The 12808-nt window shown below is 51.7% G+C and carries 12 protein-coding genes; all 12 read left to right on the top strand.

The window, feature by feature from the left end; translation table 11 throughout:
- The coding region (locus ACPLUI_RS03350; RefSeq protein ID WP_424658861.1) for a YhcN/YlaJ family sporulation lipoprotein at positions 1–447 on the top strand (447 nt) is incomplete at its 5' end.
- 379 nt (positions 448–826) lie between these two features.
- Positions 827–2491 (top strand): ABC transporter substrate-binding protein, encoded by a 1665-nt coding sequence (locus ACPLUI_RS03345; protein ID WP_424658860.1) that lies wholly within the window; start codon positions 827–829, stop codon positions 2489–2491.
- 84 nt (positions 2492–2575) lie between these two features.
- Entirely contained in the window at positions 2576–2731 is a 156-nt protein-coding gene (locus ACPLUI_RS03340; RefSeq protein WP_424658859.1) for a hypothetical protein, read from the top strand.
- A 3-nt stretch (positions 2732–2734) separates the two neighbouring features.
- Complete coding sequence (locus ACPLUI_RS03335) at positions 2735–3757, top strand: ABC transporter permease (protein WP_424658858.1); 1023 nt, start codon at positions 2735–2737, stop codon at positions 3755–3757.
- A complete protein-coding gene (locus tag ACPLUI_RS03330; RefSeq protein WP_424658857.1) occupies positions 3757–4683 on the top strand; it encodes an ABC transporter permease in 927 nt (308 codons plus the stop codon). The genes ACPLUI_RS03335 and ACPLUI_RS03330 overlap by 1 nt, the downstream gene beginning before the upstream one ends.
- On the top strand, positions 4676–5650 hold the full coding sequence (locus tag ACPLUI_RS03325) for an ABC transporter ATP-binding protein (RefSeq protein WP_424658856.1): 975 nt from the start codon (positions 4676–4678) through the stop codon (positions 5648–5650). Before ACPLUI_RS03330 ends, ACPLUI_RS03325 begins: the two co-directional genes overlap by 8 nt.
- 14 nt (positions 5651–5664) lie before the next feature.
- A complete protein-coding gene (locus ACPLUI_RS03320) occupies positions 5665–6648 on the top strand; it encodes an ABC transporter ATP-binding protein (protein WP_424658855.1) in 984 nt (327 codons plus the stop codon).
- Positions 6649–6715: 67 nt separating this feature from the next.
- Complete coding sequence (locus tag ACPLUI_RS03315; RefSeq protein WP_424658854.1) at positions 6716–7504, top strand: aspartate/glutamate racemase family protein; 789 nt, start codon at positions 6716–6718, stop codon at positions 7502–7504.
- A gap of 70 nt (positions 7505–7574) precedes the next feature.
- A complete protein-coding gene (locus ACPLUI_RS03310) occupies positions 7575–7916 on the top strand; it encodes a cupin domain-containing protein (RefSeq protein WP_424658867.1) in 342 nt (113 codons plus the stop codon).
- Between the two features lie 18 nt (positions 7917–7934).
- Complete coding sequence (locus ACPLUI_RS03305) at positions 7935–9989, top strand: hydantoinase/oxoprolinase family protein (RefSeq protein ID WP_424658853.1); 2055 nt, start codon at positions 7935–7937, stop codon at positions 9987–9989.
- A 5-nt stretch (positions 9990–9994) separates the two neighbouring features.
- The gene (locus ACPLUI_RS03300) at positions 9995–11737 is read left to right on the top strand and encodes a hydantoinase B/oxoprolinase family protein (protein WP_424658852.1); all 1743 of its coding nucleotides are present in this window, start codon (positions 9995–9997) and stop codon (positions 11735–11737) included.
- 185 nt (positions 11738–11922) lie between these two features.
- Positions 11923–12808, top strand: an 886-nt coding sequence (locus ACPLUI_RS03295) for a PucR family transcriptional regulator ligand-binding domain-containing protein (RefSeq protein WP_424658851.1), incomplete at its 3' end; no start/stop codon positions are given.

Here is a 12808-nt window from a genome sequence, read left to right as displayed (position 1 = left end):
TGCACCATAGCTCGTAAACCGGCCCCACCATCTCCGGCTGCACCCGGACCCGCACCCACGGCTCCCGGCCCTGCGGCCACTGCCCCCCGTCCCTTACCGACTACTCCGGCTGAGGCTCACAGGCTGGCCACAAAACTGGCGGCTGAAGCAGAGAAAGTTCCCGGGGTTAGAAAGGCCACGGTGGTACTGACCGGGAACACAGCTATTGTGGGGCTGGAACTGAAGCCCGGGGTGGGGAGAGGGAGAACGGCGGCTATCAAGGACGAGGTGGCCAGGAGGGTCAGGGCGGCCGATAAACGTGTGACTACCGTACTGGTAACTACCGATCCGGATGTTGTCGCTCGCATTCGCAGAGTAGCTGCGGGCGTCAGCCGTGGCGCTCCCGTAACCAGCTTCAACCGGGAGATTCAGGAGATTATACGCCGCATCACACCTACTACACGGTGATCTGAAACACAGTCAAAATCCCCCTGGATTTTTCAGGGGGGTCTTTTTTACATACGGCCTTGAATTTGTCCAAAACCGACAAAACGGCAGCGGGACATTTGTCCACCCTCCACAAAGGAGCCCGGACATGAGCTTAGAATATATAAGCACATGTCTGATTATGTCAATCAGTTGTAACTTTTCAGGCATTTCAAATACTCAGAAAATTCCCCTGCGGTTGAGGTAAGAGATCTTTTAGTGTTCGAGACCCTGCCTTACCTTGATTTTTAAACCAGGGGTTCAGCCGGAAATGGAGGTGATGAGCTGCTCTTGTATTTTTGATTTGTGTGCTGTATAAGGCGGGGTTTATTGAATTTCAGGAGCCAGGAGGAGAATTTTCATGAAAAGATGGCCCAGTTCGGTAAGAAAAATGATCGTACCGGGTATACTCTTGCTTCTGGTCGCCGTGCTGTTGGCTGGTTGTGGTGGCGGTAAGACTGAAAGTCAGCAGGGTACCCGGGAGAAGATCATTAGAATCTCCGAGTCCAACGTACCCAACATCGATCCGGGAGTGGGTTCCGACTATGCCAGCTCTATTGCACTGGCCAACCTTTATGATACGCTGGTATTTCCCAACAACGACGGTACGTTGAAACCATGGCTGGCTACGGATTGGAAAACAAGCGGTGATGGTCTTACGTGGACTTTCAATTTAAGACATGGTGTGAAATTCCACAATGGGGACGAGCTGAAGGCTGAAGACGTGGTTTTCTCGATGCAGAGAATGCTTACCATGGGTGAAGGTTACGGGTATCTTTTCACCGACGTTGTGAAAGATGTCAAAGCCCTTGATGATTACACGGTGCAATTCACGTTGAAAAAGCCTTTTGGTCCGTTCCTCTCCACCCTGGTGAGGCTGTACATCTTAAACAAGGATCAGGTAATGGCCAATATTAAGCCCGGTGCTTACGGGAAGATGGGTGACTACGGCAAGGACTGGTTGATTACAAATGATGCCGGCAGCGGTCCTTATATGGTTAAAGAATTGAAGAAAGAAGAGTACCTTTATGCCGTCAAATTTAATCAGTACTGGGGTGGCTGGGATAAGGATGCTCCGGACTCCTTTAAGATTATTGGTACTACTTCAGCCTCGACAATCCGCACACTTATGACCCGTAGAGAATTGGAAATAACGGATCAGTGGCAGACCAAGGAAGCCCTGGAGGCCCTGGACCGAATTCCCGGTGTCAGCGTTAATGCGGCTTTTACGGGCACGTTGCTGAATATCATGCTCAACACCAAAAAGGCACCGACCGACGATGTGCATTTCAGGAAGGCTCTGGCCTATGCATTTGATTATGACACCGTCGTTAATAATCTGTTCCCCGGCTGCAGGAAGGCGAGAGGGCCTGTTTCTCCCGTACTTCCCGGGTTCAACCCCGACTTGAAACCATATGAGCGAAATATGGAAAAGGCACGGGAGGAACTGGCCAAGTCCAAATATGCCGGCAAGCTCGACGAGTACCCGGTTGAGCTGGCGTGGGTGGCGGAAGTTCCTGACGAAGAAAAAGTCGCCCTGCTCTTACAGTCAAATGCAGCGGAACTGGGGATAAAGGTTAATGTGGTCAAGGTTCCCTGGCTTTCCTTTGTCGACCAGGTGGCGAAGCCTGATACTACGCCTAATGCCAGTATCGTATTCGTTTCCCCGCATTACTGTGAGGCCGGTTCCATCCTGGAATCACGCTACCATTCCAAGTCTACCGGAACCTGGGAGCAGTGTGAGTGGTTGAAGGACCCCGGGATAGATGCGGCTATCGACGATGCCATCAGTACTCTGGATACCAGCAAGCGCTTTGAAAAATACAGGGCCGTACAGGAAAAGATTGTAGATCTGGCCCCGACTATCTGGGTGTTTGACCAGGCCGAGAAAAGAGCTTATCAAGATTCATATATCGTATGGCCGGCCGCGGAATTAATCAAACAAGGTAAACCGGTTCCGTCCGTAATGGGTTACATGTATTACTTCCATGATTTCAAGGTTTACCCCGATAAGGTTCCCAGCTAATCAATCAAACTTACTGGTTGCTTCCGTCCCTTCGTTATGTATGCGTCCGGTGCGCTGACGGGTGGTGGTGCCCCCTTTGCCGTTATGGATAAGGAGGGCCACCACACCCCTTTTTATTTAAATATGTCTATTGCTACCATATTTACCGGTACGGGGATAATGTCGGGGACTGCAGGTGGATTTCTGGCTCTTGACTGGTATGCTCTCAATTACGGGTACAGCTCTGTCGTTAGGGGGTAATTTATGAAATTGCACTCATATCTTCTGAGGAGGCTCTTGCTTTCCATTTTTGTGCTGGTTGGGCTTTCGATCGTAATTTTTATTATTGCCCGGGTTGTACCCGGCGACCCGGCTCGCATGGCTTTAGGGCCAAGAGCACCTCAGTTTGCGGTGGATGAGCTGCGTAAAGAAATGCACCTGGATAAACCACTTGTAACTCAATACTGTTACTGGATCAAAGGGGTTGCCAGCGGTGACCTGGGCAGGTCACTGGTAACCAAGCGTGGGGTGCTGGAAGATATTAAGGAATTTCTTCCGGCGACCATGGAACTCGTCATGTTATCGGCCATCTTCGTAGTTGTCTTTTCCATCTTGTTCGGCGCCCTTGCGGCCAGATACAGGGATACATGGGTGGACAGCGTGATCAGGATCATGGCGTATACGGGGGTTGCCGTACCTTCATTCGTGGTGGCCGTGTTATTCGTGTTGATATTTGGTTATATCTGGCCGGTTATCCCTGCACTGGGCCGTCTCGGTCCCGGAGTACAGCCGCCCGGGGCCATAACTGGCTTGATCACTGTTGACAGCCTGCTTACCGGTAACTTGACGGTTTTCTGGGACGCCCTCAAGCACCTGTTCCTGCCCGCCCTGGCCCTGGCTATTGGTCCTATATTTCAGGAGGCGAGGATTATCAGAGCTGCCATGACTGACAACATGGGCAAAGACTATCTGGTAGCAGCCAGGGGGTATGGCATCCCCGGTCACATCATCATGGGTAAATATCTTCTTAAACCGTCCCTGATACCGGCAGTCTCGGTGATGGGTCTGGATATTGCTTCCTTGATGGGGAATGCTTTCCTGGTCGAAGTAATCTTCAACTGGCCCGGTATTTCCCGCTATGGTATGGAGGCCATGCTGCGCAAGGATTTAAATGCCATCTCGTCTGTAATTATCGTATTTGGCCTGATCTTCGTCCTGGTAAATATACTGGTCGACCTTATCGTGGCTTACCTTGATCCACGTATCCGGCTGGGAGGAAAAATTTGATGAATGCTAATCTGCATGATTTGCAAACTGCTGCTGAGATAAATATGCCCTCAGTTGCAGTAAGGTTTAAAGAAGGGCTTAAAAAGAAGTGGTACAAGTTTTCTCGTAACAGGTTATCTGTGGTGGGCCTTGTAATTGTGGTGGTCATTGTCATGGCCGCGGTTTTGGCACCTTATATTGCTCCTTACCCGGAGCATGCCGGGAAATTCGTGGACTATGGCCATGCCAGTCTTGCCCCTTGCCGCGCCCACCTGTTTGGCACCGATATTTTCGGGCGGGATATCCTCTCCAGGATTATCTTTGCCTTTCGGGGAGCGCTGTTAATGGCGGTACTGGTGCTGGCCATAGCTGTGCCGGTTGGTGTTTTTTTGGGTTTGCTGGCCGGTTATTACAGGGGCAGCCTCCTGGATACCATCATAATGCGTATTACCGATATTTTCCTTTCGGTTCCTCCCCTGTTGCTGGCCCTGGCCATTGCAGCGGTTTTAGAGCCCAACCTCACCAATGCCATGATTGCGGTCACTATTATGTGGTGGCCGTGGTATACCCGGCTGGTTTACGGTATGGCTACCTCCCTGCGCAATGAATACTTTGTAACGGCGGCTGAACTGATTGGGGCCAGCAGGTTTCACATCCTTTTTCGCGAGATCCTGCCCAACTGTCTTTCGCCGATTTTTACGAAGATGGCTCTGGATGTGGGCTGGGTGATTCTAATCGGGGCGGCTTTGAGTTTTGTCGGCCTGGGTGAACAGCCTCCCACCCCGGCCCTGGGTCAGATGGTCTCCGACGGAACCCGGTACATGCCCGATCTCTGGTGGATGACTGTTTTCCCATCCCTGGCCATCGCAGTAATGATTTTGGGTTTCAACCTGCTGGGCGATGGAATCCGGGATATGCTGGCCAGGGGGGAACATGACCATGAGTAGCCCGGTTTTGGAGATTAAAGACCTTCATGTATGGTACCGCACTTATGGTGGTTATTCCAGGGTTCTGGACGGTGTCAACCTGCACGTACACAAAGGGGAAAAAGTGGGCCTGGTGGGTGAAGCCGGCTGTGGCAAGACGACTACCATGCGCGCGGTCTTGAGAATACTTCCCGAGGGACAGGCCCACGTGCCTCAAGGTCAGATCCTGTATCATGGGCAGGACATACTTAAGATGACACCCCGGGAACTCCAGAAAGTGCGTACGAAAGGGATTTCCATGATATTTCAGGAACCGGCGGCCGCCTTGAATCCGGTTTTTACAGTGGGGACGCAGATTTTTGATGTCATCAAATATTCCGGCCTGGGCAAGGAAGAGAGCAGCAGGGAAAATATCAGACGGCTGGCCATTCAGGCTATTAAAGAAGTTTATATCCCCGATCCCGACCGGATCCTGAGCTGTTATCCAAACCAGTTGAGCGGTGGCATGAAGCAGCGGATCTGTATTGCCATGGCTATAGTCACACCCCGTGAATTACTCATTGCAGATGAGCCGGGGACTTCCCTGGATGTGACCATTCAGGACCAGGTGCACAGGCTCCTGAGAGGGCTGGTCGAAAAGAAAGGGATGTCTTTGATTATGATTACCCACTCTCTGGGAGTCGCCCGTGAGTTAACAGATCGCATCTACGTCATGTATGCTGGGACTATTGTCGAGGTGGCCCGGACCGGAGAGCTTTTTGCCAACCCCCTTCACCCTTATACGCTTGGTCTTCTGTCGTCGGTGCCCAGGCTTACAGGTGGTGGTGTGGCTGAAGGCATCTACGGGCGCATACCGGATTACCTGCATCCTCCCGAGGGGTGTCGTTTTCATCCCCGCTGTCCCAGGGCTTTGCAGAGGTGCCGGGAAGAGAAGCCGCTTCTCAAAGACCTGGGAGACGGCCACCAGGTAGCCTGTTTCCAGGTATAAGGAGATGAGAAATTATGGACGCACCCATTATGAGTATATGCAACTTGAAGACGTATTTCCCTGTGCAGAAGGGAAAGGCTGTTTATGTGAAGGCCGTGGACGGGGTTGACTTGACAATAAACAAAGGGGAGATCATGGGCCTGGTGGGGGAATCGGGTTCGGGTAAAAGCACCCTGGCGTACACGGTCATGGGTATGTATAAGCCTACCGGTGGAAAGATCATTTTTCAAGGGCGGGATATCAGTGTGAGTTATCATAAACGCCCCCTTCCCTTGAAAAAGGATTTGCAGATAGTTTTCCAGGACCCCGGTTCTTCCTTAAACCCTTCTCAGAACATCCGTCAAATTCTGGAGCTGCCTTTGCGGGTGCATAAAATTGTCAGGAAAGAAGAGCTGGAGTGGAAGATTGCGCAGATCTTACAGATGGTGGAATTATCACCAAATTACATGTATAAGTCTCCTGCTTCCATGGGTGGCGGAGAAAGGCAAATGGTTTCCATCGCTCGTGCTCTCGCGACTGATCCGGCCTTTATAATTCTGGACGAACCGACCTCTGCGCTGGATGTCTCCATCCAGGCCAAGATAATTAATATGCTTTTGAAGCTCCAACAGGAGAAGCAGTTGACTTATTTATTTATCACCCATGATTTAAGCTTGATGCGAAACATAGCCACGAGAGTGGCCATTATGTACCTGGGTAAAATTTGTGAGATGGCTGATACCATTGAATTCTTTAAAAATCCCCTTCACCCTTACACGAGAATGCTTCTTTCCTCCATTCCAGTGGTTTCCGAAGAGGAGGAGGCGCTCAAGCCTGAAAAGGTAATCTCAACCGGTGAAATACCTTCCCCGGTCAATGTGCCGCCTGGCTGCAGCTTCCACCTCCGGTGTCCGGAGAGAACCGGGCTGTGTTCCCGGGAAGACCCCGTTATGCTGGAGGTCTCTCCCGGTCACCTGGTGCGCTGTCACGCTTACAAAAAGAGGGCCGGCGTTGCTTGAGAAATCAGCGTCCGGAGCCTGGAGCTTTCACATTCCCTAAAAACTCATTGTGGGGGGAATTTAACCCGTGCGTAAAAAACGAATTCTCTTCATCAACCCGGTCGGCCACAGTGATTGGGATGCCGCCATAAAAGATTACCTGGAAGAAGCCAGGAGCGAATCCACGACGGTGGACGTCATCTCTCTTAAGAAAGGCCCCCACCACCTGGAGTATCATTACTACGAGGCTCTGATCGGGGTGGATTTGCTGAACACCATCAAATGGGCGGAGAAGGACGGTTACGATGCAGCGGTCATCGGGTGCTTCTATGATCCTTTCCTGGAGGAAGCCCGTGAGATTTGCGAACGTATGGTGGTGACGGCCCCGGCCGAATCATCTCTCCAACTGGCCAGCGTGCTGGGTGATTCTTTTTCGATTATTGTGGGCAGGAAAAAGTGGATTCCTGCCATGAGGCGCAATGTTATGAAATACGGCTACGGTGAAAAACTGGCGTCATTCCGGTCCCTGGAAATGGGCGTACTGGAGTTTCACGCTGATGAGAACCGTACCAGAAACCGGCTGGTGGAGGAAGCGCTGAAAGCCGTGGAAGAAGATAGGGCGGAAACGATAGTTTTAGGCTGTACGATACAGTTTGGTTTCTACAGGGAACTCCAGGAAATGCTGGGGGTGCCCGTCATCGATGTAGTGCTGGCGCCATTCAAACATGCCGAATTTCTGGTTGATTTGAGAGATCGCTTTGGGTGGGCGACCAGCAAGGTGGGGGGTTATGAGACGCCACCTGTCCGTGAGATAAGGGAGTGGCGCCTCGAGGAGCAGTATGCCATGGATGGGTTGTGGAGCGAAAAGAAAAAGTAGCTGGTAAATTTATTTGTCCCCCTTTTAGCTGCTCTGGCCATTGGAAAGGAGGTGGTTCGGGTTGAAGATTGTGAAGAAGGACCAGTTTTGCGCTGTCGTGGATGAAACCCATCCTTTAAAGCTCTTGATTTCCGGGAGGGAGCACGGCGCGAAAAACTGTCAGGCAGGGATCGCAGTGCTGAAACCGGGCCAGAGACTCCCGGCTTCGGGTTATTCCCGTCATGCCTCGGAGGAAGTTTCTTATATCCTGGCCGGGAAAGTCCGGGTGGATACCGATACCGGCAGTGAGATGGCGGAAGAGGGAGATCTGGTGTTTATGCCTGGGAACAAACCCCATGCCAGCACCAATTTATCTCAAGGAGAAGCAAAAATATTGTGGTTTGTTACTCCCCATACAGTACCCGAAAATTAGAGGCCTGGAGGGTTGTTCATGAGTTTAAGAATCGCAGTTGACATTGGAGGAACCTTCACTGACTTCGTATGTCTTAACGAAGAAACTGGTCAGCTAATTGATGAAAAAGCCCACACTACTCCAGAGAACTTTGCCAACGGGGTAATCAATGCCATTAAGAAAACCGGCATTGACCTGGCGGAGACCGTGTATTTTGTACATGGTACCACCGTGGTCATTAATGCCGTTACGGAAAGAAAAGGGGCCAAAACTGCTCTGGTCACGACCAGAGGCTTCAGGGATGTACTGGAAATCGGCAGGGCCAACCGGCCTGATTTATATAATTACTTTTATAAAAAACCCCGTCCTTTTGTTCCCCGACACCTGCGGTTTGAGGTGGATGAGCGCCTCAATTATAAAGGTGAGGTGTTGAAGGGGGTCTCGGAAGATGAAGTGGTAGCCATAGCCAGGAAGATCAGGGAAGAGGGCGTCACAGCGGTCGCGGTCTGTCTTTTGCATTCCTATGCCAATCCGGAACACGAGCGGATGGTCGGGCGCATTCTGGCCAGGGAATTGCCGGGGGTCGAGATCACAATCTCATCAGACCTGATTAAGGAATGGCGTGAATATGAGCGGACGAGCACGACCGTACTCAATGCCTATGTGAAGCCGGCGGCCACCAGGTACCTCGACACCCTGCAGGAACGTTTGGAAGAAATGGGCCTCAAGGTAGAACCTCACGCCATGCTTTCCAACGGGGGCACGGCTACTTTTGCCCGGTCCAAGGAAGTGCCGATCACCCTGATCGAGTCGGGGCCCGTAGGAGGAGTGATCGGTGCTGCCGCCCTGGGCAAAATCATCGGCGAGGAAAATATAATAACTTTCGATATTGGAGGTACTACGGCCAAAACCTCTTTAATCAGCAGGGGAGAGGTCAAGATCACCACCGATTACAAGCTGGAATGGACACCTAAATTTGCCGGTTACCCTGTAAAAACACCCATTGTGGACATTATCGAGATTGGGGCCGGTGGTGGTAGCATTGCCTGGATAGATGATGTGGGTGTGCTCAAAGTGGGTCCTCAAAGCGCTGGAGCGGACCCAGGCCCCGCCTGTTACGGCCTGGGCGGAACTCAGCCCACACTGACTGACGCCAATTTAATAGCAGGCCGGATCGATCCCGGCAGTTTTCTGGGCGGGGAATTTAAAATCGACCCCGAGCTGGCCAGGAAGGCTATGGAACCAATTGCCGGGCATTTCGGAATCAGCATCGAGGAAGCCGCGCTGGGTGTGATTAAGACGGCCAATAACAATATGCTGAACGCTTTAAAGCTCATTTCCGTTCGCAGGGGCTACGATCCCAGGGATTTTGTCATGGTGGCCATGGGCGGAAATGGGGCTGTTCATGGGCCGTTCCTGGCTGCCGAGTTAAAGGTGGGCAAGCTCATTGTTCCAAACATGCCGGCTACCTTCTCAGCCTGGGGAATGTTGATGACCGACCTGAGGCAGGATTTCATTCAAACCCAGATTATGCCTGTGAACGGGTGCGATCTGGACAGGGTGAATGCCATTTACCAGGAAATGGAACAAGAAGCCCTGGCCGTTTATGAAAAGCAGGGTATAAACCCCGGTGATATTGTGTTTGTCAGAACAGCAGACCTGCGCTATATCGGTCAGGAACACACGGTTAGGACTCCGGTATGTAACGGTATAATTCGAGAGGAAGATTTGATCACCATCAGGAAGGCTTTTGATCGCAACCACCATCAACAGTACACCTTTAGCCTGGACTACGCTCCGGCTGAATTTGTCAATTTCAATTTGACCGCTTTTGGAATGGTCAAAAAACCGGAGATAAAGAAAGTACCTCCTGCCGGTTCCCTGCGTGATGCCATCAAGGGAGAGAGAGTTATCGACTTTGATGAGCACGGGCGGCTGATGTGTAAGGTATACGCCAGGGGCATGCTGGGGCCGGGTCACAAAATCCAGGGGCCGGCTGCTATAGAAGAACCCAAGTCGGTAACCATCCTGTACCCCGGTCAAACTCTGGAAGTAGATGATTACGGCAACCTGATCATTTATACGGGGGTGTAAGACTTATGGCAAAAGTAGATCCATTCACCAGAGAAAACATAGCCCAGGGTTTGATTGCAGCAGCGGAAGAAATGTTTCTTACCTGGGGCCGGACCAGCCAGAGTACAATTATCTACGAAGTGCTCGACTACGCCTGCGGACTGACCGATGCCAGAGGGAATCTCATTGCTCAGGCCAACGGAGTCACCGGCTTTTTGGGAGCAATCACTTATTCGGTTATTTCAACGCTGGAAAAGTTCGGTCCGGAGAATTTAAAGCCGGGGGATATCATTCTTACCAACGACCCCTTCACCGGCAGCGGTACTCACCTCTGCGACGTGTCCGCAGTTTTACCCATTTTTTACGGAGGGGAACTGGTGGCCTTCGCTGCCAGTAAAGGACACTGGAATGAAATTGGAGGCAAAAACCTGGGCAGCTGGTCCACAAATGCCACCGAGATTTATCAGGAGGGCCTGCAGTTTCCAGTCATTAAAATCTACGAGGAAGGAAAGTTGAACGAGGCAGTCAGGGACATGATTGCAGCCAATTGCCGTACCCCCGATATGACTCTCGGGGATTTATATGCCCAGACGGCTTCTTTGCGTATCGCGGAAAGAAGGGTGCTCGAGCTCTTCGACAAGTATGGTAAGGACGCTGTCATGGAAAGCATACAAACTTTGCTGGAGAACGGGAGAAAGCTGGCTCTCAAGGAGCTGGCCAAAATGCCGAAAGGAACGTTCGAGGCGGAAAGCTTTATTGATGCCAATGCCAATGGGCTGGGCGATGTGTATATAAAGGCCAAGGTAACCATTACAGATGATAGTTTTCTGATTGACTTGACGGAATCGGGGGACCAGATTGCCGCACCCATCAACTGTACCAAATTCGGGGCCTACTCTGCCGGGAGGATTATTTATCATGCCCTGCTGAATCCCGACGCCGAACCTAACGAAGGTTTTTATTCCCCGTTGAAAGTAATGGTGCGTGAAGGCAGCATTTTTGCTGCCGTGCGACCGGCACCGGTTTCCACCAACTGGGAAGCTCTGTCCCACATTACGGACCTAGTGGCGAAGGCACTGGCTCCGGTGATACCCGAGAGAATAACGGCGGGTCACTTTTTGAGCATTATCGGTACCATCCTGGCTGGAATTGAAGATGGTACCGGGCAGCCTTTCGTCCTTTGCGAGCCCCATGCCGGAGGGTGGGGTGCCGGATACAACAAGGATGGCGAAAACGGCCTGGTGGCTATCGCCGATGGGGAAACGTTCATGATTCCTGTTGAGGTTGCGGAATACAAATATCCCATCATGGTCGAACAATATGCTTTCAACCTCAATACCGGTGCCGGGAAGTATAGAGGGGGCTGCGGTTTGATCAGGGATTACCGCCTGCTCAACTCGAATGGTGAACTGACGACTATCGTCAGCAGGCACAGGATCCCGCCGTGGGGGTTTGCCGGTGGAAAAGATGGCTCGCCCAATGTGGTGGAAATACACCCTGCAGACGGGTCTGGACCAATCATTGGTGCGACTTTCTCCAATTATCCCATGCGTAAAGGCGACCTGGTGAGATTTATCAGCGGCTGTGGTGGTGGTTATGGAGACCCCCTGGAACGGCCCGTGGAAAAAGTCTGGCAGGACGTTAAAGATCAGTTGATTACCATTGAAACGGCTGCCAGGGAATACGGTGTAATCATCGATCCGGTAACGCTGGAAGTTGACCGGGAGAAAACAGAAAAACTTCGGATAGAAATGAGCAGGCAGAATTAAAGATGTCAGGTGTGGCTACCAGAGCCGCACCTTTTTGTTTGTATCTGTTCACTGCAGCCTCTTGTACGGTGCCGCCTTATCCAAAAACGAGTGATTTGCGGAGTGCTGTTTAACTATTAGGAGGGATTCGGCCTGTAATCAAGAAAATTAAATGTATAAGGGTAAGGCCAGGAGTTGAATCCAAAATGAAGGGTATAACTGTTAACGAAGCCCTGGAGCTGTTGAAAGGCCACGGTGTTATTTTGAAAGCGGGGCGTAACGGTTTATCCAGGGTCATTGAGACGGTGAGCGTGCTGGAAGTAACACGGTACCAGGACTGGGTCCGCGGGGGGGAGCTTTTCCTGACTACACTTGGGGCTTTCCCGGCCCGGGAGCAGGTTTATGATCTCGTGAGAGACTTGAACAGAGCGGGGGTAGCCGCCCTGGCAGTTCACCCGGGCCACAACCTGGGAGTAGCCATGGATGATTACGCCTTCCAGCTGGCGGAAGAACTTGATTTTCCGGTCCTTGTCCTGCCCAGGAGTATCCCGTACAGCACCGTATTCTCCGTTGTTATGGGCGCCATTCTTAATAAGCAAAAGCTGTTGCTGGAAAAATCGTTGCAGATCAACACATATTTGACGGACATTCTCCTGACCGGGGGGAGCTTTGAAAAAATAGCCCTGTCCCTACAAAAACTCATAAACAGGCCGGTTATGATTACTGATAGCTCCTTGAAGGTTCTGGCCGTTGCAGGGACCGATAAGGTTTCAGCGGATGAATTTGCCGGGGAAGTTCTGGATGTCCTGAAAGAGCTGCACTCATCTATGCCTGCCTATGAAGGGTTTGGCCCGGAAGGGAGCCCGGGCATCAGGACCTGTCACAGGCCGGCTTCTGCTTCCGGCGGGCAGTTGTTGTTAACAAGGGTGGCGGTCGGACGGGAACTTTACGGCTATGTGGTCACTCCAGCAGGTACAGGTGGGGATGGGGAATTCGATATATCAGAGGTGGCTTTAGCTCATGCTGCCACGGCGGTGGCCCTGGAGGAATCGAAACGAAGGGCAATCAAAAGAGCGGAAGAAAAGATGAACA

It is taken from the genome of Desulfofundulus sp., from assembly GCF_049701015.1.
In the GTDB taxonomy this organism is placed as follows: Bacteria; Bacillota; Desulfotomaculia; order Desulfotomaculales; family Desulfovirgulaceae; genus Desulfofundulus.
The sequence above is the reverse complement of the archived record's forward strand: the minus strand, read 5'-3'. Positions and strand labels throughout refer to the sequence as shown.